9 protein-coding genes are annotated in these 16,685 nt (G+C 60.2%); 4 read left to right on the top strand and 5 right to left on the bottom strand.

Annotated elements, in window-relative coordinates; translation table 11 throughout:
* The first annotated feature begins 19 nt into the window (after nt 1–19).
* From EGO55_RS12235 to EGO55_RS12220, 4 genes are all read left to right on the top strand, one after another.
* Nucleotides 20–823 (top strand): hypothetical protein, encoded by an 804-nt coding sequence (locus EGO55_RS12235; protein WP_124916783.1) that lies wholly within the window; start codon nt 20–22, stop codon nt 821–823.
* Nucleotides 820–1,320: a DUF2141 domain-containing protein gene (locus tag EGO55_RS12230; RefSeq protein WP_021690184.1), complete on the top strand. Its 501-nt coding sequence runs from the start codon at nt 820–822 to the stop codon at nt 1,318–1,320. The genes EGO55_RS12235 and EGO55_RS12230 overlap by 4 nt, the downstream gene beginning before the upstream one ends.
* Nucleotides 1,321–1,323: 3 nt before the next feature.
* Nucleotides 1,324–2,499 carry a glycosyltransferase gene (locus tag EGO55_RS12225; protein ID WP_021690183.1) on the top strand — a complete coding sequence of 392 codons (1,176 nt, stop codon included), beginning with the start codon at nt 1,324–1,326 and terminating at the stop codon, nt 2,497–2,499.
* 359 nt (nt 2,500–2,858) lie between these two features.
* On the top strand, nt 2,859–7,229 hold the full coding sequence (locus EGO55_RS12220; protein ID WP_021690182.1) for a tetratricopeptide repeat protein: 4,371 nt from the start codon (nt 2,859–2,861) through the stop codon (nt 7,227–7,229).
* 204 nt (nt 7,230–7,433) lie between these two features.
* Here EGO55_RS12220 and EGO55_RS12215 read toward each other — a convergent pair whose 3' ends face one another.
* The 5 genes from EGO55_RS12215 to EGO55_RS12195 form a co-directional block, all read right to left on the bottom strand.
* Nucleotides 7,434–9,677: a TonB-dependent receptor gene (locus EGO55_RS12215; protein WP_040715647.1), complete on the bottom strand. Its 2,244-nt coding sequence runs from the start codon at nt 9,675–9,677 to the stop codon at nt 7,434–7,436.
* 401 nt (nt 9,678–10,078) lie between these two features.
* Nucleotides 10,079–11,653, bottom strand: coding sequence for a long-chain-fatty-acid--CoA ligase (locus tag EGO55_RS12210; RefSeq protein ID WP_021690180.1), 1,575 nt, complete (start codon nt 11,651–11,653; stop codon nt 10,079–10,081).
* A 3-nt stretch (nt 11,654–11,656) separates the two neighbouring features.
* A complete protein-coding gene (locus EGO55_RS12205; RefSeq protein WP_021690179.1) occupies nt 11,657–12,307 on the bottom strand; it encodes a hypothetical protein in 651 nt (216 codons plus the stop codon).
* Nucleotides 12,291–14,531 (bottom strand): hydantoinase B/oxoprolinase family protein, encoded by a 2,241-nt coding sequence (locus EGO55_RS12200; RefSeq protein WP_021690178.1) that lies wholly within the window; start codon nt 14,529–14,531, stop codon nt 12,291–12,293. Before EGO55_RS12200 ends, EGO55_RS12205 begins: the two co-directional genes overlap by 17 nt.
* Complete coding sequence (locus EGO55_RS12195; protein WP_021690177.1) at nt 14,528–16,684, bottom strand: hydantoinase/oxoprolinase family protein; 2,157 nt, start codon at nt 16,682–16,684, stop codon at nt 14,528–14,530. Before EGO55_RS12195 ends, EGO55_RS12200 begins: the two co-directional genes overlap by 4 nt.
* Nucleotide 16,685 lies beyond the last annotated feature (1 nt).

The raw sequence follows: 16,685 nt of genomic DNA, 5'->3' as shown, positions 1-16,685 counted from the left end.
GATCTCGTTCGCGATTTTCGTGGTGGCTATCTATCAGCTTCGCAATGTCGATTTTGCGACGCTGTGGACACTCGTGCCTGCCAGCGTCGCCTTCTGGGTGCTGTTTTTCGCCTACTATTTCGCGGCACCATTGTCGGAATTTGCCATTTTCCGGCGGATCTGGACTCTCCCTGCATCAGGTTTCCCCGCCTTACTCGGCAAACTGGTCAGTAACGAGCTTCTGCTGGGCTATCTGGGGGAAGTCTATTTCTACACCTGGGCCAGACGCAACGCTGCGATCACCAACGCGCCTTTCGGTGCGATCAAGGACGTATCCATCCTCAGTGCACTGACCGGCAATCTGTTCACGTTGATTCTGGTGGTTCTGGCCGCGCCGTTACTCGGTGAACTGCATCTTCATTTCAGCGCCAACGCCTTCATCTGGTCCACCGTGTTCGTGCTAGTCACATCGATGGTGGTGCTGCTGTTCGGCAACCGTCTTTTCACGCTTCCCCCGCGCGAGCTGTGGCTGGTCAGCGGCATTCACATATTTCGCATCGTGGCCAAAACCGCGCTGGCAGCGACGATGTGGCACATCATGCTTCCCGCGGTTCCGTTGGGCTTGTGGCTGTTGCTATCCGCCTTGCGCCAGTTGCTGTCGCGCTTGCCCTTCTTGCCGAACAAGGACGTGGTTTTCGCCGGACTGGCCGCCTTTTTCGTCGGGCAGGACACCCAGATCGTTGATGCCATGACCCTGATGGCCTCGCTCATCCTCGCGGCCCATCTCTGCGTTGGCATATGCGTGGGCGGCTATGAACTCATGCGCGGAAGTCACCGTTCATGATTCCGTTGCTGTTCTTCGCCGCTGCATTGCAGTCCACTCCCGATCTCGGCAAGGCCGAAGGGCGGTGCCGGGCCAACGAAACGGGGCCTGCCTTTCTCGTCGAAGTTGGGGGATTGAAGGATCGCAAAGGACAGTTGAAACTGGAAGTCTATCCGGCGAACGACAAGGACTTCCTTCAGGACGATAACATCCTGATCATGGAGCATAAGGTATTCCGCCGGGTCGAGGTTCCGGTCCCTGCCCGCGGCCCTGTGCAACTCTGCATCCGGATTCCGGGGCCGGGCACTTACGCGGTCAGTTTGCTGCATGACCGCGATTCCAACCGCAAATTCGGCCTGTCTGTCGACGGGATCGGTTTTTCCAACAACCCACGCCTCGGGATGTCCAAGCCGAAAGCCGCTGCGGTGGCGATCAGCGCCGGATCCACCCTCACGCATGTTCGCATCGTGATGAATTATCGAAGCGGCCTCGTGTCTTTCTCACCTTTGAGGAAATAATCCATGCGGATTGTCGATGTCTGCGCGTTTTACACCCCTGCAGGCGGGGGCGTTAAAACATATGTGGAGCGTAAACTGGCCGCCGCCCGGCCGGGGGTCGAGGAAGTCATCATCGTCGCTCCGGGCCGTGATAACGCAGTCATACAGCGCGCAAATGGCGGCCAGATCGAAACGATTGCCGCGCCGCATTTCCCCCTCGATCGCCGTTACCATTATTTCAGCGATGCGTGTGCGCTGCATGCCCTGCTCGATCGGCTCGAACCGGATGTCATCGAAGTATCCTCGCCATGGGCCAGCCCGGTGATGGTCGCGCGCTGGCCCGGAAAGGCCGTCCGTTCTCTCATCATGCATGCAGACCCGCTGTCCGCCTACGCCTATCGCTGGTTTGGCAATTTCCTGTCGCATGACACCATCGACCGCCGGTTCGATCGGTTCTGGCGCCATTTACGCCGTCTTGATGATCAGTTCGATCAGGTGGTTTGTGCCAGCCAAAAACTGGCGAACAGGCTGGAAGCGGGCGGATTACGCAAGATCATCACCAATCCGATGGGGGTGGAACCGGGCATATTCTCCCCGGACCTGCGTGACCCGATACTCAGAGCACGGCTGCTTGAACGTTGCGGGCTCGGTGAAAGCGCCACCCTTCTCATCGCCCTTGGGCGACATGCCTCGGAAAAGCGGTGGCCGATGGTCATCGAAGCGGTGAAGGCCGCTGGTTACGACCATCCTGTCGGGCTGGTCCTGTTCGGCGATGGCCGCGACAAAAAACGCGTTTTGCGGGCCGCCGGCAACAATCCCCACATCCATCTTGCAGCACCAATCAGTGATCGCCGCACACTGGCGACGATCATGGCGAGCGCCGATGCCCTGATCCATGGCTGCGAAGCAGAAACCTTCTGCATGGTTGCCGCAGAGGCACGCGCCAGCGGTTTGCCACTGATCATCCCCGACGACGGCGGGGCAGGAGACCAATACGTTCCGGGTCAGGGCGCGATATACGACGCGGGCAATGCGGCGGCGCTCGTCGAAGCGCTGAAGCAGTTCCTGCAATCCGATCCCCCCGCCCAGCGCGCACGCGCCAGCCTTGCAGCGGGGTTCACCCGGACAATGGACGCGCACTTCACCGAACTGTTCGACAGGTACAGGACCATCTCTGAAAAATGGGCTGACGCGGCCTGAAGGGAGCGCTTCCCGCTGATCAGGTCAGTCCATAGGGTTCGAAGTGGCTTCGAACTTGCGGTGCGACGCATATTCCGGCTTCCGGGGTGGGGTCATCCTGATCGGGAATCGCCGTCCACTATCTCCACCTTTGCGGATGTGGGCATGATGGATCGTTTACCCTTGTCGCACCTCAACAGCGATGTTTTCTCGAAAGCAGATCAGCCCAATCTGTATCCAGCGGGATGGCAAGCGGGCATGAACGGATACGTTCCGGAAATCAGCGTCATTATAATCAGCACATCATAAAGTCGCTTGCCATGGGTACGGGAAATAACGAAGTCTTGTCCCGCTGCTTGAGGGGCGGGAGGGGTTTTACTTTGCGATTCTTTCTGATTGGCCTGTTTATATTGGCCGGATTTCTGCCGGGTCAGGCAATGGCCGGCAACGAGCCGATCTTTGAAGCCGCACCTGACTGGGTTGAACAGCCGCAGACTCCGGCGCCCGCGTCCGATACCAGACAAGCCGCACAGCCGGTAGAGTTGCTGCTCTTCTCGCTGCAAACCAGCCACAGCGGTACGACAAGCACCCGTTATGTCGAGACAATGAGCAAGATCCAGAACACGGAAGGGCTGACCGCAGAAGGCACCGTCGCTATCCCCTGGCAGCCGGAGCGTAGCGATCTCATCGTTCACAGGCTCGAAGTGATCCGTGACGGTGTTACCCACAATGTTCTTGCCGCCCAGAAGTTCAGCATCCTGAGGCGGGAAAGCAATCTCGAGGCCGCGCAGCTCGACGGCATGCTCACAGCAACGATCCAGCCCGAGGATCTTCGGGTTGGGGACATCGTGCACCTCGCCTATTCGGTGCGCACCGATGCCGGGACGGTCGACTTCAAGCCCGAAGGCGGCGTAAACCTCCCCCCGGGAATGAAGGCCAGCCTTGTCCTCGTGCGAGAAATCTGGCCCGACGGCATGCCCATGCGATGGGCGGCATCGCCGGCAATGGGCAAACTCAAAGTCCGAAAAATGAAGCTTGGCAACGAACTGAGGGCCGAATTCCGCAACCTCGATGTGCCCTTGCTTCCGCCAGCTGCTCCGGCCCGCTTTTCTTCTACAATGTTTGTTGAAACAAGCTCTTACCGCGATTGGTCCGAGGTCAGCACCTTGCTCGCGCCGCTCTATGTCAAGGCGGCGACGTTGAATGACAGCTCACCGCTAAAGGCCGAGGCACAGCGCATCCGCGCCGCAGCTCCCACGCCGAAAGCAAGCGCGCTGGCCGCCCTCCAGCTTGTTCAGGACAAAATTCGAAATTTCGCGTCCGTTATGGGCGAAGGGGGCCATATTCCGGCGTCAGCCGAGGAGACCTGGAAGCGGCGCTTCGGCGAATGCAAAGGGAAGACTGCAATGCTGCTTGCGCTTCTCAGTGAACTCGACATCGAAGCCGAGCCTGTCCTTGTCAACACACTCACGGGCGACGGGCTGACAGACCGCCTGCCCAGTGCGCGATTGTTCGATCATGTTCTCGTCCACGCCACGATAGACGGACAATCCTATTGGCTCGACGGGACCCGTTCGGGCGACCACGATCTGGAGGTGCTTGCATCGTCCCCGTTTGGCTATGGACTGCCAATCCGGACCGCAGGCGCAGCGCTAATCGCACTGCCTCTGACGCCCCCCGCCAGGCCGCTCGCCGAACGGAAAATAACGCTCGACGCAACTGCCGGGGCCTTGGCTCCGGTATCCGCGCAAGGCGAAATGGTCTTTCATGGCGATGCAGCCACCGCGCTGAACGCTTTGCTGGTCCGGATCGGCGAGGCCGAGCTGAAAAAGGGATTGGAACAACACCCCGATCTGTTGCCCGAGGCCGTGGACCGCACCATACGGTTCACGGCAACGCCGGACACTCAAACGTTTATCATCCAGTTCAGCGGCAAAGTGCGATTGAACTGGGACAAGAAAGGCGATCCGCCAAGTCCCCGCTTCCAGTTCAGCAACAAAGGCATCCTGTGGCAGCCCGATTTCACGGGACGTGACGGGGCCAATGCGCAGGTCCCCTTCCGCCTCGATTTCCCCGTTCATACCGTAGTGCGGGAGGAAATCATTCTGCCGGGCCAGGGCGAAGGCTATGCGCTGCAGGGCAAAAACTTTGATCGTACGGTGGCAGGCACCCGTATCGCACGCACCCTGTCGCTGGAAAACGGCCGCGCAGTTGCGACATCGACAATCGTCAGGCTCAAGCCCGAAATCTCCGCCGCCGAAGCGCTGGCGAGCGCTGCGGCATTGGCCGAAATCGCAGGGGAAATGGCCTATATTACAGCCCCGGACGACCTTGTCGTCGATAATTGGAAGGGGTCTGGAACACCCAGAACGGCGGCCGATTTTATGGCTCGCGGTTATGCTACCATGGAGGAGCGAGCCAGAGTTCTGTCCAGTACGGATTTCGATCGGACGCTGGCGCTTAAAAAGGAAGCTCTGGCCGATTATGACCAAGCGGTTGCCTTGTCGCCCGATTCCTCCTTGGCCCTCTCGCTTCGCGCACTTGCTCTGATGAGCCTGGGACGGCTCGACGAAGCAGAAGCCTCGGTCAACAAGGCCCACAGCGTCGCTTTGGTGCACGAACGGGCGTTTCAGGTACGGGGCCTTATCAATACCCGCCGGAATCGCCCTGAGCAGGCCATTCTCGATCTAAGCCGGTATCTGGCCAAGTCTAATCCGACCAGTGTCATATCACTGATCGAGCGCGGGCGTTCTTACGAAAAGACCGGTCAGTTCGAGAAGGCCAGGGCAGATTTCCAGCATGCGCTTACGCTCTCGCCTGAACACGACAGGATCAACGCCGATCTGGCGCGTGTGCTGGTCCGGCTCGGAAACACCAAAGACGCAATCGCTGCCATCGACAAAGGCATGCAAAGCCCGGACGGCACCAGCCAGTCGCCAGCTTACATTCTGGCCAGGCGCCGAGGCGGGGCACTACAGATGGTGGGGCTCAAGGAACAGGCACGGGCCAGCTACGAAACCGGACTCCGCGACACAGACGCCCGATTGAAGCAAATGCCTGCGCTAAGCGGACCACAGTTGAACAACGATACCGCTCTGCTGCTCTTTGCGAAGATCAAATTGCTCAACGCCCTCGATCGTGTACCTGAAGCCATCGCAATTGCGGATCAGGCACTGGCCATACAGCCCAACAATGTTTTGATGCTGGCTTCGCGCTGCACTTCATTGATGCAAACGTCGGACCCGGGCCAGTTGGCGAAAGCGCGCCTGGATTGCGATGCCGCGCGGGCAAACGGGGGTGTCCCGATATCAGGCATCTGGTATTCCAGTGGCCTGATATCGCTGAAGGCGCATGAATGGGGCCGGGCACTGGCCGAGTTCGACATGGCCATCAAGTTAGAGGCGGGTTCCGCGCATGCCCTGTTTGGGCGGGGAATAGCGAAGATCCACAACGGCGCGAAAGACGATGGCTCTGCCGATATTGAGCTGGCTCGAAGCATTAGCCCGGACGTGGACTTCAATTTTGCGGGACTGGGTATCAGACCCGAGGCACGCGCGGACGAGGCCATTCCCCTCGTCCCGGTCACACGACTGACCACGCGCGACTGGAGCAGATCGGGCGCGCCCACAACATCGGAAGAGTTCATTTCGCGCGGGTATGATCGCCTGGAAAAGTGGCAGATGAAAAATGCCCTGTCAGATTTTGACCAGGCGGTGGCCCTTGAACCGGGATCGTCGCTTGCCCAGTCGCTGCGCGCGCTCGCGCTGGTCCGTTTGGGAAGGCTGGATGAGGCGGAGACCGCGATCGACAAAGCTCTCGCCAGCAATCCGGTCGAGCCACGGTCCTTCCAGGTCCGGGGCCTGCTGCAGGCACGCCGCGGTCATCCCGAGAAAGCCATCCCGGATCTGGGCCGCAATCTCGATCCCGGCGCCGTCAGCGCGGTCTGGCTGTTTGAACGCGGGCTGGCGTACGAACAGATCGGCCAGCTTGAAAAGGCGAGAGCGGATTTACAAAAGGTGGTCGACCTCGCGCCCCGTCCGCAGGTGCGCATGGCCCTTGCCCGGGTTACCGCACGCCTTGGCAATGTGGCGGAGGCTATCGCCATGGTCGACACGGCAATGACCGGACCCAACGCCAACAGCCCGCCGTGGGCGACGACTCTTGCCCGCGCGATGCGCCGCGGCAGAATATTGGGCATGGCCGGCCGCGTGGAACCTGCGCGCGCAGAATATGAAAAGGCGTTGAAGGACATCGATGCCCGTCTGAAGCAATTGCCCCCAGCGGAAGACGGCGTGCTGCGCGGCGTCGGGCTTCGCCTGGCGATGGCCGAGTTGCTGATCCGCATGAACCAACCGCAGGAAGCCGTCGTCATCGCCGATCAGGCCTTGGCCATCATGCCTGACAATGTCGCCATGCTGACCCTGCGCTGCAAGGCACGGCTGCACATTGCAGGCCAACTGGCGACCGCACGTCAGGATTGCGACGCCGCGCTACAGAAGCAACCTGCCAATAATCAAGCCTTGTTCACAAGCGGCCTGACATCGCTGAAGTTGTATGACTGGGGCCGCGCAGCCGACGAATTCGACACACTCGCCAAGACACTGACCACAGCACCCGGGCCCGTATTCGGGCGCGGTATCGCCAGGCTCCGGCTCGACCAAACAACCGATGGCGCCGCCGATATCGAATTCGCACGAAACCTGTCAGTGGAAATCGACGCCGAGTTCGACGACGTCGGGATCAAACCGTAAGGCGTCGCATGTCGGGAAACCAAGCCCGTGGCGATTATACCCGATGGTGCAGTCTGTCTTATGCGAACCGCTCTCCACTGAACGCGTCGAGCGTAAGTGCAGTGCAGGATCGGCCACAAGGCCTCGCCCCACGGCCAGAGCGGCGGAGCGGCGCGTCTTGCAGGTATCCGTGCCATCGCACCGGCATCGCGCGCCGCACCAGCATCAGAACTTGTACCCCAGCATCAGACCATAGGTCCGCGGCATGTTATACCAGACATTCTGATAGCCGAACAAACCCACCTCGACGACATCGATGATGCTGACCTCGTCGGTCAAATTCTTCGCCCAGAGGGACGCCTCAAAACGTTCATCCGCGCTGGTAAAGCCCAGTGACGCGTTGAGATTTGTCGTTGCCCCCTCGCTGCTGAGTTCGGTGAGTTGTCGCTCGTCATAAAAGCGATTGCCTGTGTAGGTATAGTCGGCACGGACCCAGAAGGCGCCGATCGACGTCGGGAAGGTATATTTTCCGACAATGTTAAACTGCGTGTTCGGCGCGCCGATCAACCGGTTACCGCTCAAATCCTCAACAACTCCGCCGGCATCGCGCCGAAAATTCCGATATTTGCTGCTTAGCAACCCAAGGCTCGCGCCCAGTTCCAGATTGTCCACGGGTTTTGCCTGCAGCTCAAACTCGATGCCCTGGATTCGGGCATTCGACGCATTTTCAATGAACTGAAGGCCGCCAGCAGTGAATGTGAAAACCTGCAGGTCCTTGTAATCATACATGAAGGCGGTCGCATTGAAGAGCAGCCGACGATCGAACAGCGTCGTTTTTATTCCCGCTTCATAGCTCAGGACATGTTCGGGGTTGAAGGTTCGCGCGGCACCCACTGGATCGTTGAACGCCCCGGTATTGAAGCCACCGCTGGTAAAACCTCGATTGACGCTCGCGAAAAGCATGATGTCGTCAGAGACTGCGAAGTCGAGCGCGGCGCGGCCAGACCATTCTGTCCAGCTGTTCTCGAGATTGAGATCGAACAGGGGCCCCGGAAATACCGAAGCTCCGGCTGCAGTCGTTGCGAAAGTGCGATGATCGAGCTTTCGCTTTTCATGATTGATCCGCCCACCGAGAGTCAGGTTGAGCTTGTCAGTGAGTTTGACCTGAGCCTGGGCGAACCCGGCGAACGTATCGGTCTTCTGCGTGTAATATTGGTCGAAAGCATCAAACCCGAGCGCGAAGGCAACCGACGACATATTATAGAAATTGTGGACGGTGCCCTTCTCATGAAAGGCGAAGGCGCCGAGAATCCAGCTGAATCCGCTGTCACCAGGCGATGCGAGGCGCAATTCCTGCGACCAGGATTCAAATTTGGACGGCCCCCAGTCGATCGTGAAGATCGTACTCGGCGCGCCGTTCCCTTCCTGCAGCACATGCCGCTTCGACTTCTCATAGCCAGATACCGACGTCAGCGTGTAATCGTTGCCGAGATCGAAATCGGCAACGAGCGATACGCCGAAAAGATCAATTTTGGCGAAGGTGTCGCGCTCATACGTATTCACGTAAGGATCTGGATTGGGGTCGCGGTAGCCCAATATATCGATCCCTTGACCAGCGATGATGCGCGACGCGGGCAATTTGACGACATTACCGAGCGCGAGCGCGTCAGGATCGAAAATGCCGCGATGGACGCTGTTGTTGTGCGTGGAGTTCGAACCACCTCCATGAATATTGAGCCGGATATCTGCGCCCGCCGGTTGCCAGCGCAGCACGGCGCGTCCCGCCCACTGATCGGCGTCGTTGACCTTTGCACCGGTCCCCGTGTCGGTGACATAGCCGTCGCGCTTGTTCCATGTTCCCGCGACACGGGCCGACAGATTGCCGCCGAGTGGAACGGTGACGGCGCCTTCAAGCTCATAGGCATCGTAATTCCCATATCCCGCGCGGGCATAACCCTCGAACGTATCGCCGGGCAGCTTGGAATAGACCGAGATCGCCCCACCGGTCGCATTCTTGCCGTATAGCGTTCCCTGCGGTCCGCGCAGAACCTCGATCCGGTCGAGGTCAAACATCTGGAACAGTTGCCCCGAAGGTGCGGACAGATAGACCTGATCCAGGTAAACGGCGACCTTGCTCTCGGCGGTCTGGTTGAAATTGTTATTGCCGATGCCGCGCATGAATATCTTGGGATTGGACGTGCCCCAGAGCGCGGAAATGTTGAGATTGGGCACCGTCGACGTAAGGTCGACAACATCCTTGAAACCCGCCTCCTCGATCCGTTTCGAGTCAAGCGCCGAAATGGCAATCGGCACATCCTGCAACGATTCTGATCGCCTCTGTGCCGTAACGACGATTTCGGCGATGCCGCCCGCAGGCGCGTTTCCAGCGTCCTGAGCCCATACCGCCGAAGGTCCGGCGACGATTGCGAGCGACGTTCCGAGCAGCGAAATGGATTTCGAGATTCGCATAAATTCCTCTCCCATCATTGGGACCCTTCTGCGCGAGCCTTGCGCCCCGCCAAACGCGTCCCTTGATCCCCATCGCCTCGATAAAGCGCTCCAACGAAAGCTCCCCACCCGAATAGGTAGGATCGATCAAAGACACAGATCGATGGTTGCGCGGATGATTTCGCCGATGATTTCGCCCATGATTTCGCCCATGATTTCGATCGCCTGCCCCAACCCAGGCATTGATCAAACGAAGGGCACGCAATGCCAATGGTGTCGCACGCACGCGAGAAGACACCAGACCGATCGGCCTGACGTGCCCGCCCCCGCAAAGGCTTGATCGCGCTGGCGATATACCCGTCGGATCGTGTCGTGGAACCGCCGGTGGACCTCACCATGACAGGTGTCCTCGGGTCGTCCGATCACCCTACCGCGCGGTTCTGATCCCGCCAATAAGGCTCGCGCAGCACCTGCTTCAAGACCTTCCCGCTCGCATTGCGCGGCAACACATCGACCTGCTCTATCCTGCGCGGGACCTTGTAGCCGCCAAGGCGGTTGCGGCAGAAGGCGATTATCTCTTCCGCGTCCACATATTTGCCCGGCGCGGCCACGATGAGCGCGAGAAGCGCCTCGCCGAAACGGTCGTCTGGAACGCCGATAACGGCAGCATCGACGACGTCGGGATGGGCGAAAAGCGCATTCTCGACCTCGCGCGGATAGATATTCTCGCCGCCGCTCACCACCATGTCCTTGATCCGGTCGCGGATGTAGACGAAACCCTCGGCATCGCGCGCGCCCGCGTCGCCCGTATGGGCCCAGCCATCGGCCAGGAATGCCGCAGTCGCATCAGGCATCCGCCAATAGCCCGGCACGATTTGCGGACCCCTGGCTATGATCTGCCCCGACGCACCGTCCGGCACCGGCGCGCCGGACCCGTCGACGATCCGGATTTCGGTGCCCGGCAGCGGTTGACCGCACGCCAACAGAAGATGTTCTTCCCCCGCCAGCGCACGACGGTGCGCGGCAGGCCCAAGGAGTGTCAGAATCGCTGTCGTTTCTGTCATACCATAGGCCTGATAGACATCGCATCCGAAGACCCGGACGGCGCGCCGCAGTACATCTTCGGCAATCGGGGAAGCACCGTACATGAGCATCTCGAGATGCGACCAGTCACGCGCGTCGATATCGGGAACCTGAGTCAGGCAAGCCTGGATCATCGCGGGCACGAGAAAGGTAAAGGCGACGCGTTCGCGTTCAAGCGTATTGACCACATCGACAGGATCGAAGTCCGTCTTGAGATGGATCGTCATGCCGCGGGCGGTGCAAAAGGCGGCGATCCAGACGGCGGCAGCGTGATAGAGCGGTGTCACAACCAGTGCGACGGATCGGTGATCCGGAAGGTGGTCGACAAACTGGAGCGACTGATAAAGGTTGGCCGCGAAATTCGCATGGGTGACCAGAACGCCTTTCGGCAATCCGGTCGTCCCGCTTGTGTACATCTGATAAAAGATGTCCTCGCCCGACGGCCCCATGTCGGGACGCGCATCGCTCTGCGCCTCAAGCCATTGCGCGAACGGCGGCGCATCATCGGTCGCACGATCAAACGAGACACGCCACCTGACTTCGCGAAGGCTCTCGATGATCTCGTCCACCGCGGCGTCATAGCCGGGTCCGACGATCAGCGCCTTGGCGCCGGCGTCGTTGAGGATGTGCAACCATTCAGCAGGCGCCAAGCGATAGTTGAGCGGGATCGGGACGATCCCCGTGCGGGCTGCGGCGAGATACATGAACCACATTTCGGCACAGTTGCGGGCAAGAAAGCCGAACCGATCGCCTCTGACCAGGCCCAATGATAAGAGACCGTTGGCGAACCTGTTCACATCGCGAGACGCCTCGCTGAAAGTCAGGCGACGACGGTCATCGACAATGCATATCTGGTCAGGTTGCGTCCTTGCCAGAAAATCGAACTGGTCATGAAATTGCACCGTTGCGGCCATCTGTCACTCTCCCCGATTGCGCAGGCGGCCAAGCGTCTCGAGCACAGCTTCCGGATTCGCTCCCTGAGGGATCGTCACCAAACCCTGGCTGGCGATATCGATGTCGAGCCGATCCCACGCGATGCGCGGCAGCGCATCACCCACGATCCACAATCGCGCGCCCGAATGTTCGGCAACGCGGCCAAGTGGGGCCAGGCAATCCCGCGCATCCCCATCGGCCTCATCGACCAGCACAATGCCCTCTGCCGCTGCCGCCCCGACGATTCTCAGTATATCCCCAAGACTCGCGACGAGATCGTCGAGCATATCCTCGTCAGCGAGACCGGGTGCGATAGTCGACGGGCCGGGCAGCATCGGAACGTAACATCCCGCCGCGCCCGAATGGACCAACGTATCGACCGCAGTCGTCAGCGCATTGCGCAGCTCGGGCGACCGGGCCTTGATATCGAACGCTTCTGCCCGTTCAGCCGCGCTGCCATTGCGATCAGAGCCCGCCAGCAACAAGGGCGCGAGCGGCATGACAAGCCGCCACGGCCGAAGAAGATGGCAAAGTTCACCCGCGAAGCGGCCCACCGATGCTGGCTCGTCCCACGGTTCGCGATCGTGCCAGAGCAGCGACCGGCCATAGGCGTGCGCATCAAGCCAGAGCTTCATGATCGATCGCTCCTGCGTCGGCCAGCCGACGCTCGAGCGCGTCGATGCGAACCTGCAGCGGGTTGGGCATCACCACAGGTGGATTGACCTGTCCGGCGGCGAAACGCCGCCCGGGCCCTCCGGCATAGACGATGGCCGGATCATCCCAACTGCCAAAATAGGGCGGTGTTTCGGGGGGAGTCGGCGTAACATGGCGGTTCAAAAGCGCATCATAGCTGATCGCGCGCTCGAGACGATCGCGGCGCTCCGCGTCGCGTGCCGCCATTGTTGCATCCGCATCGACGACCCGTGTTTCGGGATCGAAAACCACCCTATAGATACGCCAGGCGACATCGTCAGAAATGAGTTCGTCGGCGTGGTCGCGCATGACTTCCGCTGGATCACGCTCGAGTGGATCGCCGAAACCGCCGCCGGTCCCTTGCGCGATCATGTAGAGTTCGCCGCGCTCGGCCAGCGAATAGGGCAGGAACATCGGAGAGGTGCCATACCGCGCCTCGGCATAAGGGCGCTCGTTCATCATCTCCGCAATCGAGTAGCGGAATTTTCCGGGATCGGACTTCATCGTCTCGAACACATCGATTCCGCTAACGCGGCACAAGGGATAGGTCGGGCACCCATATCCGCCGAACAGGCCAGGCACATTGGGAAATTTCGAGCCCACGGCGGTCAGCATGAAACCCCACACGGGGCTGTCGCGAAGGCCGAGGATCATCTGATACCCCATGCCGCCGCGCTGGCGCCCGAAACCCTGATTATCGCGCATCAGCTTCTTGGAGACGATCTGCACGAATGGCATTTCCTCCTCCATGAATTCCTGTTCGCCAAGATCGGCCATGGTCGCAAAGATCGGTGAGCAGCTATGTTGCCCATCCCGATCGGCAAGTGCGCCGCCGCCCATGCCATTGATGTCCGCGCAAACATTGCCAACCATTTCGCCATGTTGCGTCACACCGCCAAAAAGGAAGGTATTGATCATGTTGAACCAGGGCGCGATGACCCGGGTGTATTTGCGCGGCACCGAATAGAGAAATTTCATCACCGTGACCTGAGCGACGCTCCAGGCGGTGAAGACCGACATCATACTTTGGGCATTGGGCGTTCCAAACGCGGGCTTCAGAATCGAGTTATCGTCAAAGACGAATTTGATCGGATTCAAGACACCCTGATTGCGCGGCAGGTCCGGCCATACATAAGTCAGGAACAACTGGGCGATCATGCCCTTGAGCGTGATATCCAGGCTGTTGTTCGAACGATTGGTAAACTCGGGCGATGACCCCCGATAATCGAGCGTCAGCGTATCGCCCTTTTTCGTGACCGCGATATTGATCTTGATCAGCGCGTTCTCGCGCAATGTGCCGTCGGTCCACCAACTGTGCCGCGTCGTGCCATCCGGCCATTCGGAAAGACGGCGACGCACCTCCACGTCGGTGTCTTCCAGATTGCGCCGCAAGCAGGCGACGAAAGCATCCAGGCCGAACTCGCGGATCGCCTCATGCACACGCTGTTCGAGGCGTCGGCAGGTGAACATCTTGACCTTCATGTCGGCATACTGGAGCTTGGGTTCACGCACCGAATTCTGCAGAAAGGTGACGATGTCGCGGCGCAGGCGGTAATTCTCCGCAACGCGGAACGGCGACATCTTGAGACCCTCATCCCAAACCTGCTCCGCCATGGAAGGCATACCGCCCGGCTCGATCGCGCCGTTCTCGCCTTCATGAACCGTCGCGCCGACCCAGGCGACATGTTGCCCTTCCCAGAACACCGGCATCATCAACGACTGGTCAGTATTGTGCGCCTGACCGTAGCGGGCATCGTTTACGAGAAACGCATCGCCTTCGCGGACCCCGACAGTCGGTTCTTCTGTCCAATATTTGTTGATGAACTTGATCGGATACTGAACGAGGTTGCAAAAGATCACGACGCCGCCGGTGCTGGCAAGGCTGAGATCGCCGCTGGCCGTAAAGATCGCCGACACGCAGTCGCCCCACTTGGCGCCGGGCGCCGCGCCCATGTTCTCGAGCATATCGAAGCTCTCGTTGGCGCCCGCGAGCAAACGTTCGCGAACGATTTCGAGGCGCGCCGGATCATTCTCCACGGACATGGCCGCCTCCTCGAGCGCCGAGCGCGGTTCGAGCAGATGGCTGTTCATGATTTCGGGATCGGGTGCGAGAAACAGGCTGGCATCGCGAAGAAACTCGCTCACATTCGCGGATTCGGCGTTCATGTATTCTCTCCCGCGTTGATGACCATGCGATCAAGCCAGCCGGCGCCGTAACGTCCGACAGTCAACCGCCAGCCGGGTTCGACAAGATAAGTGGTGGAGTCCGAGACCACGACGGCAGGCCCCGGAACGACAGCGCCGAACGCGAGATCGGCGAGAGCATGGATTCCGGTCGGCACTGCCGCTTCGGCGCCGACAAAATGGCAATCCTCGACTCTTAGGGGATCGGGCGCTGGCCGGCGTTCCGCATCGGGCGCAAGCACGTCGGAAAAACGCAGTTTTGGCGTCGACACAAAGGACGCAACGCGAACCGTGTTGATCCGGATGCCCGCCTCCGGGGCCTGACTGCCCTCGCCATAACGCTTGCCGTAATCACTCCCGAACCGCGCGATCAATTGGAGAAGCTCGTCACTGTTCGTGATGCGGTTCCAGCCGACAACCACCGCCGTTTGGGCAAGCTGATTGCCGTAGCGCATGTCGACCTCGAGCCGGTGCTCGATCTGCGCCGGTTCGAAACCCTGCCGCAACAGGTCAGACCGTCCGCGATCCTCGAGTTCGGCAACGATCGTGTTGAAGCGATCGAAATCGCTGAGCAACGACCGGGTGACACTGTCATAGATCTGCAGATAGAGCGAACGCTCGTGAATATGGAGCTGGTCCATGTTTCCGGCGCCCACCGCCGAGAAAGCTGAACTGAAAGGCGGAATGAGCACGCGGCGAATGCCGATGGCATTGGCGATACCGCAAGCGTGCAGCGCACCATTGCCGCCATACGCGAGCATGGTGAACTGGCCAGGCTCATATCCCCGCGCGCGCAGTTCCTGCGCAATGCCGTTGGCCATGTCATTGTCGACCTTCTGGCGGACCAGTTTGGCGGCATCGATCACGTCGATGCCCATCGGTTCGGCAAGCGTACGCCGCACCACATTTGCAGCGCGGCGTTCGCTCAGCGCGATATGCCCTCCGGCGTAATCGTCGGCGCGCAAATAGCCGAGAAGGAGGTCCGCGTCGGTGACCGTCGCCTCGCGCCCGCCGCGATCGTAGCAAGCGGGGCCGGGGTCCGAACCGGCACTCTCCGGCCCAACCGCCACCGTCTGACGAAGCCGGTCATATCGCGCGATCGAACCGCCGCCCGCCCCGAGTGTCACCAGGTGGATCATCGGCACGTTGACCATCCAGCGCTCGATCACCGGATTGAAGTCGTAGAATTTGATGCCGCCCTCAACGACAAGCCCGATGTCAAAGCTGGTGCCGCCCATATCGGTGCACACGACATTGCCAAGGGCCGCCTCGATCGACAGATGCTCGGAGGCTCCGATCCCGGATACGGGGCCGCTGTGAATGGTCTGCAATGCATCGGTCGAATTGAGCTGGGCCATTCCCCCGGAATTGTGGACGACCTGCATCGGCCTTTGATGGCCGTTGTCGCGCAGGTTGAGTTCGAGACTCGAAAGGCCAAGATACATCGCCTTGTGCAGAAAAGCGTCGACGATTGCCGAGGACGTGCGGGCATATTCGCCCTTCCGCCCGGCCACCTTGTGCGCAAGGATCACGGGCGCAGACCCGAGCAGATGCTCGGGATATTCCTCGCGGATCAGTTCCTCGATGCGCAGTTCATGCGCCGGATTGACCACGGCGTTCACAAGGCTGATCACGAAGGCCTGCGCGCCGCGATCGACAAGGCGGTGCACCTGGGCCCGCACATCCTCCTCATCGAGGACCATGATTTCCTCGCCCGTTTCCGAAATGCGTTCGCGTACGCCGGCGATGAGCTGGATCGGGACGATCGGCTCGGGTCGCTCCGCCATCGGGAGATCCTTGCGCAACCGTTCAGGCAGGCCTTCCCCATAGCCGCGGCCTCGACTGAGCGGCACGCTGCTTTCAAAGCCCGCCGTCGTGATCAGGCCAACGGTCGGCCCGCGCCGTTCGATCAGCGCATTGGTGCCAAGCGTCGTGGCATAGCGCACGCTGTCCACCTCGCCCATCACCTCCCCAAGACCGAGGCCGATCTGCGCATAGGCCTTCTCGAGCGAGGCGTTGAAGCCAAGCGCAAGATTCTGATGAGTCGTCAAAGCCTTGGCGGAGACATATTGACCGTCCCAGACAAGGAAGCAGTCGGTGAAGGTGCCACCGATGTCGACGGAAACCCGGCGCATG

It is taken from the genome of Caenibius tardaugens NBRC 16725, assembly GCF_003860345.1.
Taxonomy (GTDB): domain Bacteria; phylum Pseudomonadota; class Alphaproteobacteria; order Sphingomonadales; family Sphingomonadaceae; genus Caenibius; species Caenibius tardaugens.
This window is presented reverse-complemented; position numbering and strand designations above follow the sequence as displayed.